This window comes from Pseudomonas sp. CYM-20-01 (assembly GCF_023169845.1).
GTDB lineage: Bacteria > Pseudomonadota > Gammaproteobacteria > Pseudomonadales > Pseudomonadaceae > Aquipseudomonas > Aquipseudomonas azotoformans.
In genome coordinates, this window is record NZ_AP025169.1 from 5,279,498 (window position 1) to 5,304,215 (window position 24,718).

Below are 24,718 nucleotides of genomic sequence, written 5' to 3' on the forward strand. Positions count from 1 at the left end.
AGCGTGCGGGGGGTGTCACTTGGCTTGGCCTTAAGTTATAGCCATCGACCTTGAGTTTGACCAGCGTAAAAAAGCCGCAAACCCGGAATAATCCAGGCTTGCGGCTCTTTTAACAGCAGGGATCAGCGCGCGGTGATTTTCCATGCCCGGTGGATCTTCGCATTGCGTGCGAAGTCGGGGTCGATGGTCTTGTCGCTGATTTCCTCGACCGCATAGCGCTCGCTGAGGTTGTCCTCCAGTGCGAACTTGCGGAAGTTGTTCGAGAAGTACAACACGCCGCCCGGCGCCAGGCGCGCCATGGCCAGGTCGAGCAACTGCACGTGGTCGCGCTGCACGTCGAAGATACCTTCCATGCGCTTGGAGTTGGAGAAGGTCGGCGGATCAATGAAGATCAGGTCGAACTCATCGCGGCTCGCCTCCAGCCAGGCCATCACGTCACCCTGCTCCAGGCGGTTCTTGTCGGAGAAGCCGTTGAGGGACAAGTTGCGACGTGCCCAGTCCAGGTAGGTTTTGGACAGATCGACACTGGTGGTGCTGCGCGCGCCGCCCTTGGCCGCGTGCACACTGGCGGTGGCGGTGTAGCAATACAGATTGAGGAAGCGCTTGCCGGCCGCTTCTTTCTGGATACGCAGACGCATCGGGCGGTGGTCGAGGAACAGGCCGGTGTCCAGGTAGTCGGTGAGGTTGACCAGCAGCTTCACGCCGCCTTCGCTGACCTCAGTGAACTTGCCTTGGGCGCTCTGCCGCTCGTACTGCTTGGTGCCGCTTTGACGCTCGCGGCGCTTGACCACCACGCGGCTCTTGTCGATGTTCAGCGCCTGGGGAATCGCGGCCAGCGCATCGAACATCCGCGCGGAAGCTTTTTCCGGGTCGATGGACTTCGGCGCGGCGTATTCCTGCACGTGGACCCAATCGTGATACAGGTCGATGGCCATGGAGTATTCCGGCATGTCGGCATCGTACACGCGGTAGCAATCCACACCTTCGCGCTTGGCCCACTTGCCCAGTAGCTTGAGGTTCTTTTGCAAGCGGTTGGCAAACATCTGCCCGCCTTCACTCAGGCGCGCCTGCTCGACCACCGGGGCCGGAGCGGGTTTGATCGGGTTACCGTTCTTGTTGTACTGGCGCTCTTGCGGCTCGGCCGGGGCCTGGTCGTAGGCAGCTTGCTCACGTTCGGCCTGGCGCTGCTCCGGGGTGCGACGCTCGCCGGTGACAAACTGATCCGGGTTGACCTTGATCAGCAGCAACTTGCACGGCAACGCACCGTTCCAGAACGAATACTGCTTGTGGCTACGGATGCCCATGCGCTTGCCCAGGTCCGGCGCGCCGGTGAACACCGCGGCTTCCCAGCCCATGCACGCCTGGCGCAGACGCTCGCCGAGGTTCTGGTAGAGGTACAACAGGCTGGCTTCGTCACCCAGGCGCTCGCCATACGGCGGGTTGCAGATGACCAGGCCTTTCTGGTTCTGGTCCGGGCGCGGCTCGAAGGTGCCGACTTCGCCCTGGTACACCTTGATCCAGTGGCTCAGGCCTGCACGCTCAATGTTGTTGCGCGCAGGCTGGATCAGCCGCGGATCGGCTTCGTAGCCACGGATCCACAGTGGCGGCTTGTTCATGCCGATGGCGGCGCGTTCAGCGGCCTCGGCATGCAGTTTCTTCCACAGGGCCGGGACGTGACCGAGCCAGGTGGTGAACCCCCACAGTTCGCGGTTCAGGTTGGGGGCCATGTCAGCAGCGATCATTGCGCCTTCCACCAGGAAGGTGCCCACGCCGCACATCGGGTCGCTCAGCGCGCCGCCTTCAGCAGCGATGCGCGGCCAGCCGGCACGGATCAGGATCGCGGCCGCCAGGTTTTCCTTCAACGGTGCCGCACCCTGCTGCAGGCGATAACCGCGCTGGTGCAGGCTGTGGCCGGACAGGTCCAGGGACAGGATGGCTTCGCCACGGTCCAGGCGCAGGTGGATGCGCAGGTCCGGGTTGATCTTGTCGATGGACGGGCGCTCGCCGGTCGGGGTGCGCAGCTTGTCGACAATCGCATCCTTGACCTTCAGCGCGCCGAAGTGGGTGTTGTCGATGCCCGAACCGTGGCCGCTGAATTCAACCGCCAGGGTGCCGTCGGGGACCATGTGGTCGGCCCACTCGATATCCAGCACGCCGTGGTAGAGGTCTTCGGCGTCCTTCATCGGGAAGCGCTTGAGCACCAGCAGCACGCGGTTGGCCAGGCGTGACCAGAGGCACAGGCGGTAGGCGGTTTCCATGTCGGCCATGCCGCGCACGGCCGAGGTGTGCTCGCGGGCTTCCTCAAGGCCAAGCCCGACGGCTTCCTCGATCAGCAGGCCTTCGAGGCCCTTGGGGCAGGTGAGGAAGAGTTCAAAACGGTCCGACATGGGGCATTCCAGGCTTTTCAGCAATAAATGAACGGGCGACGCATCGCCGGCTCGGTTTTCAATCAAGCACTTTTCTTGAAGAGTGCTCGCGTGGCACGAATGTGCCGTCCCACCCCGGCTGCCGGGCCTTCGGGCCTTTAGTGACGGGGCAGATAAACAATTGGCTGTAACAAAAAGAAATATTCCGACCCTTCGTCGAATAATAACTGACTGCAACGGGCGGACATTCTCACTAAAGGATTAAACCCATCCTCTATGCAGGGTGCATCATAGCTGGCTTTGCCCAATAAAAGGGGCGAAAAACCATCCCAGCTTATGGCTATAGCATCGTTATCGTTACGTGCTTATGACAAAACGATCATTGAATCCATGTGACCTATTGGTTAGAACTCAACACAGGTTGGCGCCGTAACGACGCCGACACATCGGCTCGCCACGCCGGCAGCGAGCCCACCAACGGCAGAAAAACTCTGCCCGGCCTCGGACGAGGCCGAAGGATATCAAGACAGTCAACAAGTGAGGGAAACACCCTATGAGAAGACTTAAGCGTGATCCGTTGGAAAGAGCATTTTTACGCGGATATCAATATGGCGTTCATGGCAAATCCCGTGAGCTTTGCCCATTTACTCTACCGTCGGTACGCCAAGCCTGGATCAACGGCTGGCGAGAAGGACGCGGCGACAACTGGGACGGTATGACTGGCACTGCGGGAATCCACAGACTCAACGAACTTCACGCCGTCGGCTAATCAAGGGCAATTAATTCCGACACCACCTTTGGATTTGTAACGACTTACCATGCACGCCCCATCCGGGCGGCGGGCTTCGGCCCAGGGGGCTCCTTTTCAGGGGCCCTTTTTAATGGGTCGCTTTCAGGCTTTTGGCAATGCTGCGATGGCATCTACCGACTGGCGAATCAGCGCCGGGCCTTTGTAGATGAAGCCGGAATACAACTGCACCAGGCTTGCGCCCGCGGCAATCTTCTCGGCCGCATGCTTGCCTTCGGTGATACCGCCGACCGCGATGATCGGCAAGCGCCCGGCCAACTCCGCAGCCAGCACCTTGACGATATGGGTGCTCTTGTCACGCACCGGCGCGCCCGACAGGCCGCCCGCTTCGTCGCCATGGGCCAGGCCTTCGACACCTACGCGGCTGAGGGTGGTGTTGGTCGCGATGACTGCGTCCATCCCCGAGTCCACCAGGGCCTGGGCCACCAGCACGGTTTCCTCGTCGCTCATGTCCGGCGCGATCTTGATCGCCAGCGGCACGCGCTTGCCATGGCGCACGGCCAGGTCTTCCTGGCGCTGGCGCAAGGCTTCGAGCAGTTGCTTGAGGGAGTCACCGAATTGCAGGCTGCGCAGGCCCGGGGTGTTGGGCGAGCTGACGTTGACCGTAACATAGCTGGCTTGGGCGTAGACCTTGTCCAGGCAGATCAGGTAATCGTCCACGGCGCGCTCAACCGGCGTATCGAAGTTCTTGCCGATATTGATGCCCAGGATGCCCTTGTATTTGGCGGCCTGAACCCGCGACAGCAAGTGATCGACGCCCAGGTTGTTGAAGCCCATGCGATTGATGATCGCCTCGGCTTCCGGCAGGCGGAAGATACGTGGCTTGGGGTTACCCGGCTGCGGGCGCGGGGTCACGGTACCGATTTCAACGAAACCGAAACCCAACTGCGCAAACCCATCGATGGCCGCACCGTTCTTATCCAGGCCAGCCGCCAGGCCGACCGGGTTGGGGAAGTCGAGCCCCATCACCGAGACAGGCATGTTTGCCGGTGACTTGCATACCAGGCCATTGAGCCCCAGGCGGCCACCGGCACCGATCAGGTCCAGGGACAGATCGTGGGAGGTTTCCGGGGAGAGTTTGAACAACAGCTGGCGGGCCAGGGTATACATGGGCGGGCTAGACTCGGATGGCGGCGAAAGGTGACGGCGATTATAGCCGGGGTCACGGGTAGCGCGCGAGGCGTGAACCTCAATCGTCAGTGGCGGTGCGCTACCAACTGCTCGTAATACGCCCAGATTTTCTGGGCATACTGCATGCGCAACGCCTGACGCGCAGGCCCGGAACCCGGGCCTGCGTTGTAGGAGCCTATCGCCGTCCAGTTGTAGCCAAAGCGCTGGATGAACTCGGCGAGAATCGAAGCCCCTACCTCTACCGACAGGCAAGGCTCATTGAGCAACCGCTCCTCGGTAATACCTCGCTCGAGCAGGCGCGGCAAATGGCTGCTGTTGATCTGCATCAGGCCGATGTCCCGAGTACCATTACGGTTCGCACTGTTTATCGCCTGCGCACGAAAGCCCGACTCCACCGCAGCGATCGCCTGCAGCAGTTCGGGCTCGATGTCGTAGCGGCTGGCCGCCTCCTCCCAGCAATAGGCCAGCGCCTGATTGCCGGTCATCATCACCCCCAACACCAAGCCCTTGCTCCAGAACCTAACCACGGGTTACCGCTCCATGGCGGGTCTGGCCGCATGCCGAGCACACATCTGCCATGCGGCCCGACACATCGCCCTCGACCTTTACCGGGCAGATGAACCGGTACCCTCGACCATAAATCGTCTTGATAAACCCCTTGTCGGTGGCAAGGTACTTGCGCAGTGAGTAAATGCAGCGTGTCAGCGACTCTTCGGCGACTTCCCCTTGCGGCCAAGCCAGCTCCAGCAAGCGATCCTTGGTCATCAACACACCACCGGACATCAGCAACAATCGCAGCACCAGCCCTTCCTTGGGCGGCAACTGAACATCCGCGTCTTCACCGGTCAGGCGACCATCGTCGTGCAGGGTCCAACGCGCAAACACCAGGGAAGTCGTCGTCCCTCCATCATCCATGACAGCCATGATTACCTCGGCATCCGACTACTGACATTGAAGTCCTCATTTGCATTACGGGTTCAAGTGCCCCTGTCACGACTATAAAAACCTGCCTCAGGGCTCACGCTAGGACAAAGCGCAGACATCCCGCGTTTTTTGGAACCACGCTGTAAGACGTTTCTCTACCCATCAGCATCAGGTAGCCATGCGTGGTAAACCTCGTGCAGCTCAACCCCCAACCGGTCTTCCAACTGCACCAACTCACCCAAGGCCAGTAATTGCCCGTTAACCCGAACCTCCACGCAATGGATTATCTCCGGCATCAACGGCAACACCTTGCCGGGCGCAAACGCTGCCAGGCGCCGGCGGCTGATCAATTGTTCCTGAAGAAGAATTTCCAGATGCATCGGCTAACACCTTGTTCACGGTGAGACATCGCGCTCAGGCCGTACAAACGCACGTTGAACGCGCTCGTATTGTGCTGCTGTCAAAGGCGGCGGCCCTGCCCCCCCACCCGGCCCCAGCGCCTCGCTGCCCACGGCCCTGGCCTGAATCACAAACAGACGCACTTGATCCGGGCGAGCAGCCGCCCGCCCTTCTGCCTCTCGTTGAAACGCGCCCAGCCACAGACGCCTGCCCTGGGGCACACGCACCACACTGTTGACCCCCACCTGCGCCACCGCCGTGTTTTTTTCACGCCGACCCTTCTCACTCCTCTGGTGCCCCTCCTCAATCTCAAGGCGCATTTCGATCTGGTTAGCTTCGGAAAAACGCGGCAGTACGCTGACCTGAGTGCCATAGCGCACAGGTTTCCAGTCAATTCGGTCGTTTCCCGGGGGCGGTAGATAAAAGGTATGGCTATCCTGAAACACCGCCGGAACGTTCTCCTGAGTGAGAATCACGGGCAGTGTCACCACCTTCGCCCGTCGACGACGCTCCAATGCAGCGATCCTGGCCATCACGCGGTTGTCATCCCGAGGCGCAAAGATTCGCGTGGTCGACGTCTTGGCGTCTTCGTCCCTGCCCAGGCCCAGCTTCTCCAGTTCAGTGCGCTCCACATCCACCAGCCACAGCGACACTTCGATCGGTCGCTTGGGTATGTCGAGTTCCGCCACCAGTTTCTGGATGAAACTCACCTGGGCCGGCTTGCCCTTAATCAGCAGGCTGTTGCTGTCCGGGTAGGCGATCACACCAAGGCTCTTGTCGGACAGCAACCCCTTGTGCTCGCTGGCCAGCAGGGTCTTGATCATCGACGCCATCCCCGGCACGGTTACCGGGTTGTCACGTGTGCCGTACTGACGGTCCGCCACATCGGTGTTGAGCACTTGAACCACACCAAAGGCTTGCGCGCCCACACGCAAGTCGGCTCTTTGCCGGTCCATCAATTGGGCCAGGCGCATCACTTGGTCGACGTAATTCGGTGGGCCGGACACATAGAAAGTGCGCGCTCCACTTTCACGCAGGGGGTGGCGTGACTCATCGAGGCCCGAGCGGCGCATGAGGCCACGCAACTTGTCGACGGTAATATGCCGCAAGGTCACCGCAGAGCTCTTTGCCTCGTCGGCATCGTAGATATGCAGCGCTTGCCCGTCGCCGTGCCAGATCAACCCCTGTTCGAGCGCAAGCGCTTCCAGCGCCTGTTGCGGCGCATCGAAATCCAGCGCAGTGCTGAGACGTTTGCGCGCCACCGCCTGACTGACAACGATGGGCACCCCCAGCGGCTCCGACAGCGCAGTGAACACGGTATACAGGCTTTCATCCCGAACCTGGTGAAGCTCGGCCCCAGCCAGCGCACTTACCAGCCACAGCCCGGCAAACCACAGCCAACGGTGGAACCGGAGGCGGGGCATCGTTAAAAGGGATTCGGCGTGCACCGTGAGGGTTCCTGGGCAGTCTGGCGTTGAGAAAGCGGCAATACTGAAAGCCCGCCCGGTTTCAATCTTGATGGAAAGTTGACGGCCAGTCGGGCCTCACCGCCCGTGGCATGTGCCTTGCTATGAACTCTGCATCAGAGCACGCGCCAACGGCGGAGCGCGCTACGGACAAAGGCGTCGTTACCCGCATTGGCTTACATCGCCATCTGAGGGAACGACGCTTTTTTTTTGAAAGAAAAGGTAGGTGTTGATGAACGATTCGGTCGGCAACAGCCCGATGAACGACCCGCTGGCCTGGGTCAACGGCAGTGATGCCCCGGAAAAGAGCAGCCTTGACCTGGGTTTCATGGCCCTGAGCGACTGCGCCTCGATGGTCGTAGCGGCCACCCAGGGCTTCGCTCAACCCTACGGCCTGACCCTGAACCTCAAGCGCCAATCGTCCTGGGCCAACCTGCGCGACAAACTGGTCAGCGGCGAACTGGACGCCGCCCACAGCCTGTACGGGCTGATCTATGCCGTGCACCTGGGCATCGGCGGTGTCGCGCCCACCGACATGGCCGTGCTGATGGGGCTCAACCAGAACGGCCAGAGCATCAACCTGTCCCACGGTTTGCAGCAACAAGGGGTGGTCACTCCTGAGGCACTGGACCGCCACGTGCACCAAAGCCGAACAAAACTGACCTTCGCCCAGACCTTTCCCACAGGTACTCACGCCATGTGGCTCTATTACTGGCTGGCGAGCCAAGGCATTCACCCTTTGCAGGATGTGGACAGCGTGGTGGTCCCGCCGCCGCAAATGGTTGCGCACCTGCAAGCCGGACGCATCGACGGGTTTTGTGTCGGTGAGCCCTGGTGCGCCAGCGCGGTCAAGCAGAACCAAGGGTTTACCCTGGCGACCAGCCAGGCGATCTGGCCGGATCACCCGGAAAAAGTCCTCGGCTGCACCCGTGCGTTCGTCGACCAGTACCCCAATACCGCGCGCGTGCTGGTGATGGCGATCCTGGAGGCCAGCCGGTTTATCGAAGAAAGCACCGAAAACCGCCGCTCCACCGCGCAATTGCTCAGTGGTCGCGAGTACCTCGACGCTCCGCTCGACTGCATCGAACCGCGCCTGCTGGGAGCCTATGACGATGGCCTGGGCAATCAATGGCAGGACCCCCACGCCCTGCGTTTTTTCGCTGATGGTGCGGTGAACCTGCCCTACTTGTCCGACGGCATGTGGTTCATGACCCAGTTCCGGCGTTGGGGCCTGTTGCGCGAGGACCCCGACTACCTCGGCGTTGCCCGCCAGGTGCAGCAACTGGCGCTGTATCGCCAGGCGGCAGGTGCGCTGGGGATCCCGGTGAAAACCCAGGACATGCGCAGCAGCCAACTGATCGACGGCAAAGTCTGGGACGGTTCCAACCCCACCGAGTATGCCCGCAGCTTCCGCCTGCATGCCCTGGCCGATGATTCCAACCGCCAGGCCTTGCGCTGACAGGAGAACCCCCATGCTGCGAATCCTGTTGATCAATGACACCCCGCGCAAGGTCGGCCGCCTCAGGACGGCGCTGATCGAGGCCGGCTTTGACGTCATCGATGAGTCAGGCCTGACCATCGACCTGCCCGCACGCGTCGAAACGGTGCGCCCGGACGTGATCCTGATCGATACCGAGTCACCGGGCCGTGATGTGATGGAGCAGGTGGTATTGGTCAGTCGTGACCAACCCCGGCCCATCGTGATGTTTACCGACGAACATGACCCGAACGTAATGCGCCAGGCGATCAAGTCCGGCGTCAGTGCCTACATCGTCGAAGGCATCCAGGCCCAGCGCCTGCAGCCGATCCTCGATGTGGCCATGGCGCGCTTCGAAAGTGACCAGGCCTTGCGCGCCCAGCTCCAGGCACGTGACCAGCAGTTGGCCGAGCGCAAGCGCATCGAGCTGGCCAAGGGCATGCTGATGAAAATGAAGGCCTGCAACGAAGAAGAGGCCTACACCCTGATGCGCCGCCAGGCCATGAGCCGCCAGCAAAAGCTGATCCAGGTGGCGGAGCAGATTATCGCCATGAGCGAGCTGCTCGGCTGATCTGGCTCAGCTCTTGCTAAGTATTGCGCACAGGTAGCCAACGGCGGTTGCCCCTCCCCGACAAAGACGTCGCACACCCGGTTTGCCTTCGCAAACCCGGTGGCGGCGTTTTTTCGTTTTGGCCTTCTTACAAGACTCCCAACCGTTGAGGTGCGTGATGAAATCAAGCTTCTGGAAATCCGGGCACACCCCGACCCTGTTTGCCGCGTTCCTGTATTTCGACCTGAGCTTCATGGTCTGGTACCTGCTGGGGCCACTGGCGGTGCAGATTGCCGCCGACCTGCACCTGACCACCCAACAACGCGGCCTGGTGGTGGCTACACCGATCCTGGCGGGTGCGGTGCTGCGTTTCCTGATGGGCATGCTGGCGGACAAGCTGTCGCCCAAGACCGCCGGGCTGATTGGCCAAGTGATTGTGATCTGTGCCCTGTTCGGCGCCTGGAAGCTGGGCATCCACAGTTACGAACAAGCGCTGCTGCTGGGGCTGTTCCTGGGCATGGCCGGTGCATCCTTTGCTGTTGCGTTGCCACTGGCCTCCCAGTGGTATCCGGCGGAACACCAAGGCAAAGCCATGGGGATCGCGGGTGCGGGCAACTCCGGCACGGTGTTCGCCGCGTTGCTGGCGCCTGTGTTGGCGGCCGCCTTTGGCTGGAGCAATGTGTTCGGCTTCGCTTTGATTCCGCTGGTACTGACGCTGATCGTGTTTGCCTGGCTGGCGCGCAATGCCCCTGAACGGCCAAAAGCCAAATCCATGGCCGACTACTTCAAGGCCCTGGGCGACCGTGACAGCTGGTGGTTCATGTTTTTCTACAGCGTGACCTTCGGCGGCTTTATCGGCCTGGCGAGTGCCCTGCCCGGTTACTTCAACGACCAGTACGGCCTGAGCCCGGTGACCGCCGGCTACTACACCGCGGCCTGCGTGTTCGGCGGCAGCCTGATGCGCCCACTGGGCGGCGCGCTGGCGGACCGTTTCGGCGGGATTCGTACGTTGCTGGGCATGTACAGCGTGGCGGCGATCTGCATCGCGGCGGTGGGTTTCAACCTGCCAAGCTCTTATGCGGCGCTGGCCCTGTTCGTCTGCACCATGCTTGGCCTGGGCGCCGGTAACGGCGCGGTGTTCCAACTGGTGCCGCAGCGTTTCCGCCGCGAGATCGGCGTGATGACCGGCCTGATCGGCATGGCCGGCGGCATTGGCGGTTTTGCCCTGGCGGCGGGTATGGGGGCGATCAAGCAAAGCACCGGCAGCTATCAGATGGCGCTGTGGCTGTTCGCCAGCCTGGGCGTATTGGCCTGGTTCGGCCTGCATGGCGTGAAACGTCGCTGGAGAACCACCTGGGGCTCGGCCGCCGTGACGGCTGCGCGGGTCTGATGAGCCTGCAACTGAGCATCGCCCAGGCCAGTGCCATCGGCCCTCGGACGGAAAACCAGGACGCACTGCGGGTGGTGACCCCCGTGGCCGAACTGGCGGCGAGCAAAGGCTACTTGTGCGCCATCGCCGATGGAGTGAGCCAGTGCGCCGACGGCGGCCTGGCCGCCCGCTCGACCTTGCAGGCGCTGGCCCTGGATTACTACGCCACGCCGCAGACCTGGAGCGTGGCCCAGGCTCTGGAGCGTTTGCTGCTGGCCCAGAATCGCTGGCTGCAGGCCAATGGCGGTGGCCAGCCGTTGCTGACCACCCTGAGTGCCCTTGTGTTTCGCGGCCAGCGCTTCACCCTGGCGCATGTCGGCGATTGCCGGGCGTATCGCTGGCTGGATGGGGAACTGCAACGCATCAGTGAGGATCACGTGTGGGAGCAGCCGGGCATGCAGCATGTACTCAAGCGTGCCCTCGGCCTGGATCAACACCTGGTGGTGGATTTTCTCGACGGCCAGTTGCGCGAAGGCGAATGTTTCCTGCTGCTCAGTGACGGTGTGTGGGCAACCCTGGGCGATCACAGCATCCGCTCGATTCTGCGCGAGCAAACCGACCTGGAGCTGGCAGTCAACACCCTGGTGAACGCCGCGCACCTGGCGGGCAGCCAGGACAATGCCAGTGCCCTGCTCGTCCGCGTCGACGCCCTTGGCGCAGCCACCCTCGGCGATGCCCTGGTGCAATTGCAGCAGTGGCCGCTGCCACCGCCGCTGAAAGCCGGGCAACACTTTGAAGGCTGGCAGGTGCAAAGCGTATTGGCGCAAAGCCGACAGTCATTGTTGTACCGGGTGTGGGATGCCCAGCAGCAACCCTGGCTGCTGAAAACCCTCCCGCTGAGCCGCGATGATGACGGCGATGCCGGCCAGGCCTTGCTCGCGGAAGAATGGTTTCTACGGCGAGTCGCCGGCCGGGCGTTTCCTGAAGTCCATGCCGCCAGCGGGCGCCAGCATCTGTACTACGTGATGCGGGAATACCCCGGCCAGACCCTGGCCGAACTGTTCCAGCAGCACGGCCCATTGCCCCTGGCGCAATGGCAGTCGATCGCCGAGCGCTTGCTGCGGGCGGTGGGCATGTTGCACCGGCGACAGATCCTGCACCGCGATATCAAGCCGGAAAACCTGCTGCTGGGGGATGATGGCGAACTGCGCGTGCTGGATTTCGGCCTGGCGTACTGCCCAGGCCTGTCGGTAGACCGCGCTCATGCGCTGCCGGGCACGCCAAGCTTTATCGCGCCCGAGGCGTTCAATGGCGACCGGCCTACGGCCCAGCAGGATTTATACAGTGTCGGTGTCAGCCTCTATTACCTGCTGACCGGGCACTACCCCTACGGTGAAATCGAAGCCTTCCAACGGCCCCGGTTCAACCAGCCCGTCAGCGCCAGTCGCTACCGCCCCGACCTGCCGGATTGGCTGCCCCTGAGCCTGGAACGGGCAGTGGCGGCCCAACCGGCGCATCGTTACGAAACTGCCGAAGAATGGTTGCGAGTGCTGGAACAGGCGGACCGACAGGAACTGAGCATCCGCCCCAAGCCCTTGCTGGAGCGTGAACCCTTGAAGGTCTGGCGCACTCTGGCGCTGCTTTCGTTGTTGATCAACCTGGTGCTGTTGTACGCACTCTTTCACCGCTGACGTCATCCCTGGACGAGGAATAATTTATGAACGCAAAAGTCTGGCTGGTGGGCGCAGGCCCCGGTGACCCGGAGCTGTTGACCCTCAAGGCGGTACGCGCCTTGCGTGAGGCCGATGTGGTGCTGATCGATGACCTGGTCAACCAGGCAGTACTGGAACACTGCGTCGGAGCACGGGTGATCACCGTGGGCAAACGCGGTGGCTGTCGCTCGACCCCGCAGGACTTTATCCATCGCCTGATGCTGCGCTATGCACGCCAGGGCAAATGCGTGGTGCGGCTCAAGGGCGGTGACCCGTGCATTTTCGGGCGCGGCGGTGAGGAAGCCATGTGGCTGCGTGAAAGGGGCGTCGAGGTAGAGTTGGTCAACGGGATTACGGCCGGGCTGGCGGGCGCGACAAATTGCGCGGTTCCGCTGACGCTGCGCGGAGTGAGTCGTGGCGTGACCCTGGTGACGGCGCATACCCAGGACGACAGCCGCCTGAATTGGCGAGCACTGGCCGAGGGCGGGACAACGCTGGTGGTGTACATGGGCGTGGCGAAGCTGGAGGAGATTCGCCAGCAACTGCTGGACGGCGGGATGGCGGCGGATATGCCGGTGGCGATGATCGAAAACGCATCGCTGCCTCAGCAACGGGAATGCCGCAGTGAACTGTCACGAATGTATGCAGATGCGCAGGCATTTGCCTTGAAAAGCCCGGCCATCCTGGTAATTGGCCATGTCGCAGCCCCAGGGCAAGTCGCTTGCCTCGCTCAAGCCGCCAGCGCCTGAGACAAATTACAGGCGAAAAAAAAGCCCGGCCTAAGCCGGGCTTCTTTCTACCACTCAGTAATTACTGAGCTTGAGCTTCAACCGACGCTTCTACGCGACGGTTAACAGCACGACCAGCTTCAGTTGCGTTGTCAGCAACTGGGCGGGATTCGCCGTAACCTACTGCGGTGATACGGCTAGGAGCAACGCCGTCTTTAACCAGGACTTGCTTAACAGCGTCAGCACGACGCTGGGACAGCTTCTGGTTGTAAGCGTCTGGACCTACGGAGTCAGTGTGACCAGCAACTTCTACGTTGGTAGCTGGGTACTGAGCCATGAAGTCGGCCAGGTTTTTCACGTCGCCGTAGCTGTTAGGCTTAACAACCGACTTGTCGAAGTCGAACTTAACGTCCAGCTCAACACGTACAACCTGAGCAACTGGAGCTTCTGGCTCTGGAGTTGGCTCTGGAGCTGGTGCTGGGGTAGGAGCTGGAGCAGCTGCGCCAGCGTTACCGCCGAAGTTCACGCCCAGGCCGACCAGTGCGGAGTAGTCCCACTTGCCGTTGTCCAGACCGTAGTCAGCTTCAACACCGGCACGAGCGTACAGGTTGTTGGTGAAGTAGTACTTCACGCCAGTACCAACGGTAGCGAAGGTAGTCTGGTCGCGACCGCTGTGGCCGTCAGCCTGAACGTTGGTACGGCTCTGGTGGCCGAAACCGCCTTCTACGTATGGACGCAGGCTGTCTACGCCAGCTTGACCGAAGTGATACTGGGCAACCAGGCTGCCGGTATCGCCTTTGATCTTCTGGTTACCAGTACCGTCGTTCGAACGGGTGTGGTTGGTCTTGTCGTAGGACAGGTTCAAGGACAGGTCGTCGGTCAGGAAGTAACCGATGCGAGCGCCAGGATTGAAGCCGTCTTCGATGTGCTTGACGCTATCGTTGTACTGCTTCTTGTAGAACAGCTCGCCTTCAACTGCGCCTTGGCCTTGTGCCAGAACGCCGAAAGAAGTAGCGGCAATAAGAGAACCAATGGCCAAGCCCAAGGTGTTTTTCAGTTTCATCCGTTAAATCCCCATCTGGTGATTGTAAAGCAGTCCCACAAACCGGGGGACAACTCGGCGACAAGTCTAACAGAACTTGCCTACACGTAAGAGATATTTGCCACGCACTAAGTTTCAGTCTCGCCCGCAAATTTCTCACGTAATTTATCAAGAGCACGTTTGTAACGCATTTTTGTAGCACTCAAACCCATGTGCATGATGTCAGCGATTTCCTGGAATTCCAGCTCTGCGACAAATCGTAGCACCAGAATTTCCCGGTCAATCGGGTTCACATACACCAACCAGCGGTCAAGTCCGCCCTTCTCCTCGGGTGCCGGCGCCTTTTCTTCAGACGCCTCCTCAAGGGGGTCAAGACTCAACGCGTCCATCAAGCGACGCTTGCGCCGTTCCTTCCGATACTGCGTGATGCACTCGTTGTACGTGATGCTGTACAGCCATGTCTTGAACTTCGATTTGCCCTCGAAGTTCTTCAGCCCGTACAGCACCTTGAGCATCACTTCCTGACAGACATCGTCCGCATCTCTATCGTTCCCTAAATACCTTGAACAAACGTTGAACAGAGTGCGTTGATATCTGCGCATCAATTCTTCGTACGCGCGAGTTACGTGAAACAGCTCCGTGTGCGAGCGCGCGACCAACTCCTCATCAGAGAGCTCACGGGGGTCATAGCGCGTGGACAGCGTTTGGGCTTTATTCAAAACAAGTCGTGCCGACAGTCAGGTCAATGTCCGCCACAGCCCGATCAGCCGGGTTCGCGGCGGCGTACATTAGCAGGGTTTGCCGGGTTAGCGGCTACTGACCTGCTGTTCCAGGAGAATCCGATTGGACAACGACACCAGATCGCCGTCATCGGTCAGCACCGTCGTCTTGACTGTGCCGATCTCCTCGATTTGCCCTTCGACCTCGCCCACACGCACCTGTTGCCCTACCTGATACAACTCACGCACATAGATTCCCGCAAGAATCTGGCCGGCAATTTCCCGGCTTCCCAAGCCCATGGCCAGCGCAACGGCCAGACCAACGGTAATCAAAACGATCACAATCACATGGTTGAGCAGGTCAGTCTTGACCTCCAACTGGCTGATCGCGACCGAAATACTGATGATGATCACCAGGCCCTGGGCAATTCGCCCCAGGCCGGCAGCATAGTCCAACCCCACGCCTTCGGCGGCGCCGCGCACCAGCCCATTGGCCAGTTGCGCCAGCAAAACGCCTACCAGCAGCACCAGCGCGCCGCCGAAAACCTTCGGCAAATACAGCGCCAGCATGTCGAGCGTAGCTGAAACTCGCTCAAGTCCAAGGGATTGAGCCGCAGAAACCAGGAAAATCAGCAAAACAAACCAATAAACGATCTTGCCGATCAATGTCGAGATCGGCACTTGCAGCCCGGCACGTCCCAACAGCTTGGTCAGGCCGGTGCCCGCCATCAGGCGGTCGAGGCCCAGTTTCGCGAGCAGTTTGGACAGCAGGGTGTCGAGCAGCTTGGCCACGACAAAGCCCAGCAGCACCAGCACCAAGGCACCAAACAGGTTGGGAATGAAATTCGCCACCTTGGTCCACAATGCGGTCATCGCGGTGACCAGGCTCTGGGTCCAGAGATCAAGTTCCATATTCAATCAGCCTTATCAGCAGTGCGAGCAAGAGGTTTACGACGGGAAACCGGTGAGACATGGGCCGAACCGTTGTTCAGGGCCATCATCAACGCCGGCACCCAGCGCCCGAGCAGACCGAACAGATCACCCGCGCCTACCTGACGGTTGGCGGTTTTCAGCACGCGGCCCAGGCAGGCATCGTCGTCCCGGTTGGACGGCGAAGCATTGAGCATGTCACGCAAAGACTGTTCGAACGGATCGTGCATAAGGACCTCTCGCAAGTGATTTAAAAGACGAGGGTTAAATTCTTGGGGTCACATAGGACCCTTCCTACGTTCAGCTCATATTCAGGTCAAACCCAGCGTAATCGTCGAAAAAGCCACCATTGTCCAAGCGCCACCGAGACCATCAACAGGCACGCAATCATGAATCCATAGGGGCTGGCAGAGAACGGAATCCCGCCCACATTGATACCCAGCAAGCCGGTGAGAAAACTCATCGGCAGGAAGATCCCGGTGATGATCCCGAAGCGGTACATGGTGCGGTTCATACGCACGCTCAAACGCCGGTCTTCGGCCTCCAGCACAAGCCCCACGCGCTCTCGGGTCAATTCGAGCTCTTCCAGATAACGGGTGAGGCTGTTGTTCAATTCGTTCCAATAGTCGGCATCGTCGTCACAGAACCACGGCAATTTGATGCGCGTGAGCTGGGCAAAAATATCCCGCTGCGGCGCCAGGAATCGCTTGAGCCCGGCCGCCCGTCGACGGATCTGCAAAACGCTGCCATGTTCCGGGGTATACCGTTCGTCGGTATCGAGTTTTTCTTCCTCTATGTCGACGATTTCGGACAGGTCGGAGACCAGATCCTGCACTTTATTGGTGAGGTACTGAGCCATATAAAGGATGAGTTCAGAGGCGGTCTTCGGCCCCTTGCCGTCCGCCAATTGCACCAGCAGTTCGTCGGTGGCGCGCAACGGGCGCAACCGCAGGGAAATCACCCGGCTGGCCGCAGCAAAGATGCGCACCGAGACCATGTCCTCCGGTTCAGCACCGGGGTTGAGGTTGACCCCTCGCAAGAACAGCAGCAATTGCGAGTCCGGCAGCGGCAACAGGCGCGGGCGGGTGTTCTCCTCCAGCAACAGGTCACAGGCGAACTCGCTCAGGCCACTGGATTTGCGCAGCCAGGTCTGGGTTTGCGGATGACTGCGATCCCAATGCAGCCACAGGCTTTCCTGGGGCTGCAGTTGCAAGTCGTCGAGCTCTGTCCGTGCAATCGAACGCGCACCGCCTTTACCGTCCAGCACCAGGGCATGCACCAGGCCCCATTGCGCGTTTTCTTCCTCGAACATCCTCACCCCGTCGGTTATTGCAGTTTATTCAGGCATTTTCAGCGGGCTGGGCGACACGATCACGCCGTTGTTGTCGGCATAGATGTACTCGCCCGGACGGAACGTCACCCCGGCAAAGGTGACCACCACGTTCAAGTCGCCGATGCCACGCTTGTCGGTCTTCATCGGGTGGCTGGCCAGGGCCTGCACGCCCAGGTCGGTCTGGGCAATGACGTCGACATCGCGGATGCAGCCGTAGATCACCAGCCCTTCCCAGCCGTTTCTCGCGGCCTTCTCGGCGATCATGTCACCCAGCAGCGCACGGCGCAGGGAACCGCCACCGTCAACCACCAGCACCTTGCCGGCGCCAGGCTGGTCTGCCTGTTCCTTGACCAGAGAGTTATCTTCGAAGCATTTGATGGTGACAATCTCGCCACCGAAGGAATCTCGGCCGCCGAAGTTGCTGAACATCGGCTCAAGCACCTGCACCAGCTCCGGGTACGCGTCGCACAGGTCGGGGGTCACGTAATGGTTCATTGAACAATTCCTTTCCGTCAAAGAAGCGTCTTTCAAAAGAAGCGCCAGCCCAAGCAGGTGCGAAACATCCCATCCACTTCGCCGCAACGCAATAGCCACTGCGCGACTGAATATGACCAGAAGCGTTTAACGCGTCATATCTTAGCCGCAACCACACACGAGTGAAACGCCCTTGGCAGAGCCCTGCCCTCAACCCGTGGCCAGCACCTCGGGCTGCACGCCGAACAAGGGTGTGAGCGGGTCGTTCAGCCATTGCACCACCAGCGGCCACACTTCGGCCTGGGCAGCTTTGCTGACGAGCATTTCAACGTGCCCGAAATCTTCGGTAAACCCTTGCTGGCGGCCCAGGCACAGGTATTGACGGTGCTCGGAGCCGACCTGCTCGAACAGCTTGCGACACGCCCAGTCAGGGTCCTGATGGTCGCCGGCGGCACTGACCGCCAACAACGGCACATCCACGTCTGCCAGGCCTTTCCACCAGTCGTTCTTGCCTTCGCCAAAGCGGCCAAACAGGCCGTTCCAGCGCATGGCTTCGATCATCACACCTGCCGGCTCGTCCTCCGGGCCACGCTTGAGGCGCGAGCCAGACACTTCGCCGAAGCGTTTCAAGAGCAAGCGCCCCGTCCACTCCACCGGTGGCAGTTTCAACGGCCAGTGGGTGCGGCTGACCTGGCAGCCAAACAACGCTACAGAAGCCACGGCTGGCGCGCCAAGGTGCTTCCCGCCAAGCGCTGCAGCCAGGCTGGTGCCGCCCAGGGAATGGCCGATCCAGTGGGGAACCTGCCCGCTTTGCTCGCGCACAAACGCGCCAATGGCCGGCAAGTCGTAGCGCGCATAGTCAGCGACGCGGTTGCGTGCGTAGTCATGATTGCGCTTGGACAAACCATGACCACGCATTTCCGGGATCCACACATCAAACCCCTGACGGGCCAGGTAAGCCCCCAGGCCGATGCCTTTGGGCGAATACCAGAAGCGCCGATTGGAAAAACTGCCATGCAATAAAATAACCGCAATGCCCCGGTTTTCCGGGACATCGGCCAGGCCCAGACGGGTAACCGCCAGCTCGACGGTGCCGTCGGGGCTGTTACCGGGTTTGAGGCGGTAAACATCTTCACTCAGGTCGCCACGACGTTCAGCGCTGATCAGGGCGACGGGAAACAGTTTGCTGCTGCTTTGCATAATGCTCTTGCACAAAAAAGGGCGGCGTCCGGAAGGAGTTCCGCCCTGCACAGATAAGAATGCCGGTCACCCTTATCGGGTGACCGGCACTTTTGACATGACGATCTTAGGCGGACGCTTGGCCTTCCGCCAGGAAGAACCAGGTTTCCAGCACGGAATCGGGGTTCAACGAGACACTTTCGATGCCCTGTTCCATCAGCCATTTGGCCAGGTCAGGATGGTCGGAAGGGCCTTGGCCGCAGATGCCGATGTACTTGCCGGCCTTGTTACAGGCCTGGATGGCATTGGCCAGCAGCTTCTTGACCGCAGGGTTTCGCTCGTCGAACAGGTGGGCGATGATCCCGGAATCGCGGTCCAGGCCCAGGGTCAGCTGGGTCAGGTCGTTGGAGCCGATGGAGAAACCGTCGAAGAACTCCAGGAACTCTTCGGCCAGGATGGCGTTGGACGGCAATTCGCACATCATGATCACGCGCAGGCCGTTTTCGCCACGGGACAGGCCGTTTTCCGCCAGCAAGTCCACCACCTGGCTCGCTTCGCCCAGGGTGCGCACGAACGGCACCATGATCTCGACGTTGGTCAGGCCCATCTCGTTGCGCACGCGTTTGAGGGCGCGGCATTCGAGTTCGAAGCAATCACGGAACGCTTCGCTGATGTAACGCGAGGCGCCACGGAAGCCCAACATCGGGTTTTCTTCTTCCGGCTCGTAGAGCTTGCCACCGATCAGGTTGGCGTATTCGTTGGACTTGAAGTCCGACAGACGCACGATGACCTTTTTCGGGTAGAACGCCGCCGCCAGGGTGCTGATGCCTTCCACCAGCTTCTCGACATAGAAGCCCACCGGGTCGTTGTAGCCGGCGATGCGCTTGTCGACGCTTTCCTTGATGTCCAGCGGCAGGCCGTCATAGTTCAACAGGGCCTTGGGGTGCACGCCGATCATGCGGTTGATGATGAATTCCAGGCGGGCCAGGCCCACACCGGCATTCGGCAATTGCGCGAAGTCGAAGGCACGGTCAGGGTTGCCGACGTTCATCATGATCTTGAACGGCAGGTCCGGCATAGCGTCGATGGAGTTCTGCTTGATGTCGAAGCCCAGTTCACCTTCGAAGATGAAACCGGTGTCGCCTTCGGCGCAGGACACGGTCACGCCCTGGCCGTCCTTGAGCAGTTGGGTGGCGTTGCCGCAACCGACTACCGCAGGGATCCCCAGTTCACGGGCGATGATCGCCGCGTGGCAGGTACGCCCGCCACGGTTGGTGACGATGGCGCTCGCGCGTTTCATCACCGGTTCCCAGTCCGGGTCGGTCATGTCGGAGACCAGTACGTCACCTGGCTGGACCTTGTCCATCTCGGACACGTCCTTGATGATCCGCACCTTGCCGGCGCCGATGCGCTGGCCGATGGCACGGCCTTCCACCAGCACGGTGCCGGTTTCTTTGAGCAGGTAGCGCTCCATGACATTGGCCGACGTGCGGCTTTTCACGGTTTCCGGACGGGCTTGCACGATGTACAGCTTGCCGTCGTCACCGTCCTTGGCCCACTCGATGTCCATCGGGCACTTGTAGTGCTTTTCGATGATCATCGCTTGCTTGGCCAGCTCGCTGACTTCAGCGTCGGTCAGGCAGAAACGCGCGCGTTCGGCCTTGTCGACTTCAACGGTTTTCACCGAACGACCGGCCTTGGCCTCGTCGCCGTAGATCATCTTGATAGCCTTGCTACCCAGGTTACGGCGCAGGATGGCCGGGCGGCCCGCTTCGAGGGTGCCCTTGTGTACGTAGAATTCGTCGGGGTTGACCGCGCCCTGTACGACGGTTTCACCCAGGCCGTAGGCGCCGGTGATGAACACCACGTCACGGAAGCCCGATTCGGTATCGAGGGTGAACATCACGCCGGCAGTGCCGGTTTCCGAACGCACCATGCGCTGCACACCGGCAGACAAGGCCACCAGCTTGTGGTCGAAACCCTGGTGCACACGGTAGGAAATCGCGCGATCGTTGAACAGCGAGGCGAACACTTCCTTGGCTGCGCGGATAACGTTTTCCACGCCGCGAATATTCAGGAAGGTCTCTTGCTGGCCGGCGAAGGAGGCGTCCGGCAGGTCTTCGGCGGTGGCCGAGGAGCGCACGGCGACGGCCATGTCCGGGTTGCCGGCCGACAGGGTGGCGAAGGCGGTACGGATCTCTTCGTTGAGCTTCTCGGGGAACTCGGCTTCCATGATCCATTGGCGGATCTGGGCGCCGGTCTTGGCCAGGGCATTGACGTCATCGACGTCCAGGGCGTCCAGCGCGGCGTGGATCTGAGCGTTGAGGCCGCTCAGTTCGAGGAAATCGCGGTAAGCCTGGGCCGTGGTGGCGAAACCACCGGGCACCGACACACCTGCGCCTGCAAGATTACTGATCATCTCGCCGAGGGATGCGTTCTTGCCCCCCACGTGCTCTACATCATGGACGCCGAGCTTATCGAGGGAAACTACGTACTCTACCAAGGTGATCTCTCCACTTTCTGTGTTGGAAAAGCTCAGGACGCCGGCTGCTCAGTAGGAGCATTCGCCAGCGCTTGTGGCCTGGACCTGGAAAATAAGTGAGAATGCGGCCCACTGCGGGACGGCAAAATCGCGCCTATCATATCCAAGATTCGCCATCAGCTTAAGGCCCAGGGCTCAAATGAAACGATCTGCTTTCTTTATCTCCGACGGCACCGGCATCACAGCCGAAACACTGGGTCAAAGCCTGCTCGCGCAGTTCGAAAACATTACCTTCGCCAAATTCACGCGGCCGTACATCGACAGCGTGGATAAAGCGCGGGCCATGGTACAACAAATCAATCTGGCGGCTGAAAAAGACGGGTTCCGCCCGATCATTTTCGACACCATCGTCAATCAAGACATCCGTGAGATTCTCGCAACGTCGAATGGTTTCATGATCGATATTTTCTCGACCTTCCTGGCGCCATTGGAGCAGGAGTTGAGTGAACACTCCTCCTATTCGGTCGGAAAGTCCCATTCCATTGGGCACAACTCCAACTATATGGAGCGTATCGAGGCGGTGAACTTCGCCCTCGACAACGACGACGGCGCCCGTACGCACTACTATGACAAGGCCGACCTGATCCTGGTCGGCGTGTCGCGCTGCGGCAAAACGCCCACCTGCCTGTACATGGCCATGCAGTTCGGGATTCGCGCGGCCAATTACCCGCTGACCGAAGACGACATGGAGCACCTGACGCTGCCGGCGGCCCTGCGCGCGCATTCGCACAAGCTGTTCGGGCTGACCATCGATCCGGACCGCCTCACCGCAATCCGCAATGAGCGCAAGCCCAACAGTCGCTATTCGAGCTATGCCCAGTGTGAGTTTGAAGTGCGCGAAGTAGAAAATCTGTTCCGCCGGGAGAATATTGCGCACATCAATTCCACGCATTTCTCGGTGGAAGAGATTTCCGCGAAGATTCTGGTGGAGAAAGGCGTGGAGCGCAGGTTCAAGTAAGGGTGGCGCCTGGACTGGCCTCTTCGCGGGCAAGCCCGCTCCCACAGTTGACCGAGTTCCAGCTCTGGAATGCGGTCAAAATGTGGGAGCTGGCTTGCCTGCGAAGAACGATAACGCGGTGAACCTGCCTACAGCTGAAACCTTCCTCCCCCCTGCCCCAGCGCCGTGGCCAGCGCATCAAACCCCGCCCGCAACAGCTGATCATCCCCCGAGGTGTTGCAGATACTCGCCCGGATGAACTGCGGCACCGCCGTCTGCCCCACGGCAAACGCCTCGGCGGTGGCGATCAGGTAATTATTCTGCTTGAGCTCGGCCTCGATCTCCGACGCCCGCCATGGCTCCGGCACTTCTATCCAGAAGTGCGGGCTGTTGAGATGGGTGCGGTATTCCAGGCCCGCCAGCAGGTCGCGGACCAGCGCCTTGCGGCGGCTGATCTCGTTGATCTGCTGGCGCAGCAGGTATTCCGCCGTGCCGTTCTCGATCCACTGGGTCGCCAGCTCGAGGGTGACGGGCGTGGCCATCCAGCAGGTCGAACGCAGGGCCGCCGAAATACGGCTGACCAGTGCGGGCGGCGCATGCACATAGCCCACACGCAGCCCGGCGGACACCGCCTTGCTCAGGCTGCTGATCAAAATCGTACGCTCAGGGGCGAAATGGCTGAGGGGCGGCGGCCGATCCTCCACCAGTACACCGTGGGCTTCGTCCTCAAGAATCAGCAGATTGTGTTCGCGACAGACTTTGACCAACGCTTCGCGACGCGCCACCGAGAGCACAGCGGTGGTGGGGTTCTGGATGGTGGGCGTGCAGTACAGCGCTGAAATCCGGTGATTACGACAGACTTCGTCAAGCGCGCTCGGCAGCACGCCTTCTTCGTCCATCTCCAGACCGATCAGCCGGATACCCAGCATGCGCGCGGCGGTGATCAGGCCGGGATAAGTCAGCTGTTCAGTGACCACCGTATCGCCAGCCCGCAACAGTGCCATCATCGAGCAGAGCAAGCCGTGCTGGCCGCCGTTGACGCAGATGACCTGCTCGGGGATCGGATGAAAATCGCGCTGCACCAGCCATTGCGCACCGGCTTCACGGTAGCGCGGCAAGCCGGCGTCTGGCGTGTAGGCACTGATGTCCTGGAGGAACTTGGCGTTGGTCGACAGGGTTTGGAAGCTCTGGGCCAGGAACACCGTCTCCTGCCCCGGGATGTGCATATTCCGGCTCATGTCGAAGTATTGGCGCGGTTCTTCGCTGAAGTTGCGAAAGCCTTCATCGCGCTGGCGCTCCATCCCACGCTTGCGCACGAAGGTACCGTCCCCCACCCGCGCCACCACCAGGCCCAGGCGTTCCAGTTCGCCGTAGGCACGGCTGATGGTGCCGATCGTGACGCCAAGATTGTCGGAAAGTACCCGATGGGGCGGCAGTTTTCTTCCTGGCTCAATCAAGCCTTCAAGGATGCCCCGTTCCATGACATCGGACAGTCGCTTGTACTTCACGCCCTGACCGTTGGACAACCCCTCACGCATAATTGACACCATGTCAATATTTGTTTTGACAGCCATCTTTCGCCCTAATAGTGTGCTTTTACGGGTTCAATCGCCGAATTTTACAACTCATTACAAGCTCAATATAGAGTTCAATTCCGGCTCAGGGAAGCAATAAACGATGCCAATGTCCGCCGTTCTCGAAAACACCGCCAAGACCAAAACCCAAAAACAGTGGCTGGCCGGGCTGATCACCAGTGTGATGTTCCTGATCGTGTGCCTGAGTTGGGGCACCACCTGGCTGGGTATCAAGATTGCCGTGGAGAGCGTGCCGCCGCTGACCTCCGCCGGCCTGCGCTTCCTCATCGCCTTCCCGCTGTTCCTGTGTTTTGCCATGGTGCGCCGCGAACCGATCCTGTTTCCCCGCGAGAGTCGCTGGTTCTTCGTGTTCGTGACCCTGTCCTACTTCAGCGTGCCCTACTACCTGCTCAACTACGGCGAGATGCATGTCTCGTCCGGCCTCACCGCGCTGCTGTTCAGTTGCATGCCGGTGTTCATCCTGATTTTCTCCGCGCTGTTCCTGCGCGAACGCATCTACTTTTCCCAGGTGGTCGGTATCGGTATCGGCTTCGGCAGCCTCTACATGATCATCAAGAGCCAGGGCCTGCACCTGGACCACGCCGAGTTCTTCGGGGTACTGGCGATTCTGACCGCCGCGATCATGCATGCCTTGTGCTACGTCATCACCAAGCAGAAAGGCAGCGCCATCAGCGTAATCACCTACAACACCCTGCCCATCGGTATTGCCGGGCTGATGCTGTTCGTCGCCGGGCTGTGGTTTGAAGCGCCGACCTTCGAAGCCATCACCCTACGGTCGTGGGGTGCGCTGTTCTACCTGGGGCTGGTGGCCTCGGTGGGTGGGTTCATCGTGTATTTCATGCTGCTCAAGCGCTTGAGCCCGATCATCCTGTCGTTCGTGTTTATCATCTTCCCGGTGTTCGCGGTGATCATCGGCGCCTGGTACGAAGGCGTGTCGATTTCCCGCGACCTGATGCTCTACTCGGCCATCCTGCTGGCCGGCTTTGCGATCACCAAGTTGCCGGTTGAAAAACTCTTGGCCAAGAAAAATTGACCCT

General features: G+C 60.5%; 23 protein-coding genes. 8 read left to right on the forward strand and 15 right to left on the reverse strand.

All coding sequences use genetic code 11. The features are described from left to right. Positions 1-122: 122 nt before the first annotated feature. Positions 123-2,387: a bifunctional 23S rRNA (guanine(2069)-N(7))-methyltransferase RlmK/23S rRNA (guanine(2445)-N(2))-methyltransferase RlmL gene (rlmKL, locus tag M2497_RS23830; RefSeq protein WP_248483646.1), complete on the reverse strand. Its 2,265-nt coding sequence runs from the start codon at positions 2,385-2,387 to the stop codon at positions 123-125. 532 nt (positions 2,388-2,919) lie between these two features. On the opposite strand from rlmKL, the gene M2497_RS23835 reads away from it, so the two are divergent. Beyond that, a complete protein-coding gene (locus M2497_RS23835) occupies positions 2,920-3,135 on the forward strand; it encodes a ribosome modulation factor (RefSeq protein WP_002553055.1) in 216 nt (71 codons plus the stop codon). Positions 3,136-3,258: 123 nt separating this feature from the next. On the opposite strand, the gene M2497_RS23840 is transcribed toward M2497_RS23835, so the two are convergent. The 5 genes from M2497_RS23840 to sctC all read right to left on the reverse strand — a co-directional run bounded on the left by M2497_RS23840 (position 3,259) and on the right by sctC (position 7,052). Next, complete coding sequence (locus M2497_RS23840; protein ID WP_248483648.1) at positions 3,259-4,284, reverse strand: quinone-dependent dihydroorotate dehydrogenase; 1,026 nt, start codon at positions 4,282-4,284, stop codon at positions 3,259-3,261. 86 nt (positions 4,285-4,370) lie between these two features. Further along, complete coding sequence (locus tag M2497_RS23845) at positions 4,371-4,832, reverse strand: transglycosylase SLT domain-containing protein (RefSeq protein ID WP_248483650.1); 462 nt, start codon at positions 4,830-4,832, stop codon at positions 4,371-4,373. Then, positions 4,825-5,229, reverse strand: a complete 405-nt coding sequence (locus tag M2497_RS23850; protein WP_248483652.1) for a winged helix-turn-helix domain-containing protein — start codon at positions 5,227-5,229, stop codon at positions 4,825-4,827. Before M2497_RS23850 ends, M2497_RS23845 begins: the two co-directional genes overlap by 8 nt. 155 nt (positions 5,230-5,384) lie before the next feature. Further along, a complete protein-coding gene (locus tag M2497_RS23855; protein WP_248483654.1) occupies positions 5,385-5,609 on the reverse strand; it encodes a FliM/FliN family flagellar motor switch protein in 225 nt (74 codons plus the stop codon). A 15-nt stretch (positions 5,610-5,624) separates the two neighbouring features. Further along, complete coding sequence (gene sctC, locus M2497_RS23860; protein WP_248483656.1) at positions 5,625-7,052, reverse strand: type III secretion system outer membrane ring subunit SctC; 1,428 nt, start codon at positions 7,050-7,052, stop codon at positions 5,625-5,627. A 274-nt stretch (positions 7,053-7,326) separates the two neighbouring features. Between sctC and M2497_RS23865 the strand changes: the two genes are divergently transcribed. The 5 genes from M2497_RS23865 to cobA all read left to right on the forward strand — a co-directional run bounded on the left by M2497_RS23865 (position 7,327) and on the right by cobA (position 12,951). Continuing rightward, positions 7,327-8,553, forward strand: a complete 1,227-nt coding sequence (locus M2497_RS23865; RefSeq protein WP_248483658.1) for a CmpA/NrtA family ABC transporter substrate-binding protein — start codon at positions 7,327-7,329, stop codon at positions 8,551-8,553. A gap of 13 nt (positions 8,554-8,566) precedes the next feature. Then, entirely contained in the window at positions 8,567-9,142 is a 576-nt protein-coding gene (locus tag M2497_RS23870; protein WP_248483660.1) for an ANTAR domain-containing protein, read from the forward strand. A 157-nt stretch (positions 9,143-9,299) separates the two neighbouring features. Next, entirely contained in the window at positions 9,300-10,511 is a 1,212-nt protein-coding gene (locus tag M2497_RS23875) for a nitrate/nitrite transporter (RefSeq protein ID WP_179029395.1), read from the forward strand. Beyond that, positions 10,511-12,181, forward strand: coding sequence for a bifunctional protein-serine/threonine kinase/phosphatase (locus M2497_RS23880; RefSeq protein WP_248483662.1), 1,671 nt, complete (start codon positions 10,511-10,513; stop codon positions 12,179-12,181). The genes M2497_RS23875 and M2497_RS23880 overlap by 1 nt, the downstream gene beginning before the upstream one ends. 26 nt (positions 12,182-12,207) lie before the next feature. Beyond that, the gene (cobA, locus tag M2497_RS23885; RefSeq protein WP_248483664.1) at positions 12,208-12,951 is read left to right on the forward strand and encodes a uroporphyrinogen-III C-methyltransferase; all 744 of its coding nucleotides are present in this window, start codon (positions 12,208-12,210) and stop codon (positions 12,949-12,951) included. A 61-nt stretch (positions 12,952-13,012) separates the two neighbouring features. Here cobA and M2497_RS23890 read toward each other — a convergent pair whose 3' ends face one another. From M2497_RS23890 to ppsA, 8 genes are all read right to left on the reverse strand, one after another. Beyond that, positions 13,013-13,993, reverse strand: coding sequence for an OmpA family protein (locus tag M2497_RS23890; RefSeq protein ID WP_015885346.1), 981 nt, complete (start codon positions 13,991-13,993; stop codon positions 13,013-13,015). Positions 13,994-14,100: 107 nt separating this feature from the next. Next, positions 14,101-14,691, reverse strand: a complete 591-nt coding sequence (sigX, locus tag M2497_RS23895; protein ID WP_010208495.1) for an RNA polymerase sigma factor SigX — start codon at positions 14,689-14,691, stop codon at positions 14,101-14,103. Between the two features lie 87 nt (positions 14,692-14,778). After that, complete coding sequence (locus M2497_RS23900) at positions 14,779-15,603, reverse strand: mechanosensitive ion channel domain-containing protein (protein WP_003175519.1); 825 nt, start codon at positions 15,601-15,603, stop codon at positions 14,779-14,781. Between the two features lie 2 nt (positions 15,604-15,605). Continuing rightward, positions 15,606-15,851, reverse strand: a complete 246-nt coding sequence (locus M2497_RS23905; protein ID WP_025854229.1) for a hypothetical protein — start codon at positions 15,849-15,851, stop codon at positions 15,606-15,608. An 86-nt stretch (positions 15,852-15,937) separates the two neighbouring features. Further along, on the reverse strand, positions 15,938-16,933 hold the full coding sequence (locus tag M2497_RS23910; protein WP_248483666.1) for a zinc transporter ZntB: 996 nt from the start codon (positions 16,931-16,933) through the stop codon (positions 15,938-15,940). A gap of 24 nt (positions 16,934-16,957) precedes the next feature. Then, a complete protein-coding gene (gene rraA / locus M2497_RS23915) occupies positions 16,958-17,449 on the reverse strand; it encodes a ribonuclease E activity regulator RraA (protein WP_248483668.1) in 492 nt (163 codons plus the stop codon). A 189-nt stretch (positions 17,450-17,638) separates the two neighbouring features. Further along, the gene (locus tag M2497_RS23920) at positions 17,639-18,628 is read right to left on the reverse strand and encodes an alpha/beta fold hydrolase (protein WP_248483670.1); all 990 of its coding nucleotides are present in this window, start codon (positions 18,626-18,628) and stop codon (positions 17,639-17,641) included. A 106-nt stretch (positions 18,629-18,734) separates the two neighbouring features. Continuing rightward, a complete protein-coding gene (gene ppsA, locus M2497_RS23925) occupies positions 18,735-21,110 on the reverse strand; it encodes a phosphoenolpyruvate synthase (protein WP_025854225.1) in 2,376 nt (791 codons plus the stop codon). Positions 21,111-21,288: 178 nt separating this feature from the next. On the opposite strand from ppsA, the gene M2497_RS23930 reads away from it, so the two are divergent. Beyond that, positions 21,289-22,107 (forward strand): pyruvate, water dikinase regulatory protein, encoded by an 819-nt coding sequence (locus M2497_RS23930; protein WP_003193298.1) that lies wholly within the window; start codon positions 21,289-21,291, stop codon positions 22,105-22,107. Between the two features lie 128 nt (positions 22,108-22,235). Here the strand turns inward: M2497_RS23930 and M2497_RS23935 are convergent, their stop codons facing one another. Then, positions 22,236-23,660 carry a PLP-dependent aminotransferase family protein gene (locus tag M2497_RS23935; RefSeq protein WP_248483672.1) on the reverse strand — a complete coding sequence of 475 codons (1,425 nt, stop codon included), beginning with the start codon at positions 23,658-23,660 and terminating at the stop codon, positions 22,236-22,238. Between the two features lie 160 nt (positions 23,661-23,820). On the opposite strand from M2497_RS23935, the gene M2497_RS23940 reads away from it, so the two are divergent. Then, on the forward strand, positions 23,821-24,714 hold the full coding sequence (locus tag M2497_RS23940; protein WP_166794313.1) for an EamA family transporter: 894 nt from the start codon (positions 23,821-23,823) through the stop codon (positions 24,712-24,714). The last annotated feature ends 4 nt before the right edge of the window (positions 24,715-24,718 follow it).